We start from the raw sequence: 439 nt of genomic DNA, 5'->3' as shown, positions 1-439 counted from the left end.
TGTATAAGAGACAGGTTCGTGCTCCTGGCGTTCACGCAACGCCTCGACGGTGAGGCGCAGTTGCTCCTCGACCTGGTTCATCGGCTCGTTGTAGAGGTCCGCGACCCGGGAGTGCACCCGCAGCACCGTCTGCGCCACACTCAGCTCGTACTCGCGCGGCGTGGCGTCGTAGTCCACGAAGGTGCCCGGCAGTTCGACCTCTCCGTGGTGGCCGGACGCCAGCTCGATGTCGGCCTCGCCGCGTCGGTTCTGCTTGGGCAGCATGCGGGAGACCAGCGCGTCGACGTGGGCCTGGAGGGCGGGCGCCTGTTCGGCCACGCCGCGGAACTCGGCCAGTGGCAGGGCCAGTACGGTGCTGCGGGTGCGGGCGCGCAGCGAGTGGTCCCAGGTGCTGTCCTCGGTGGAGAGTGCCTGGTCGCCGGCCCAGTCGCCGTCGGCG

The 439-nt window shown here is 69.9% G+C and carries 1 pseudogene; it reads right to left on the bottom strand.

From position 1 onward, the window contains the following. Positions 1-439 (bottom strand): annotated as a pseudogene (locus GL263_RS27835) (Crp/Fnr family transcriptional regulator); the annotation flags it as partial.

It is taken from the genome of Streptomyces durbertensis, from assembly GCF_014156695.1.
Classification (GTDB): domain Bacteria; phylum Actinomycetota; class Actinomycetes; order Streptomycetales; family Streptomycetaceae; genus Streptomyces; species Streptomyces durbertensis.
The sequence above is the reverse complement of the archived record's forward strand: the minus strand, read 5'-3'. Positions and strand labels throughout refer to the sequence as shown.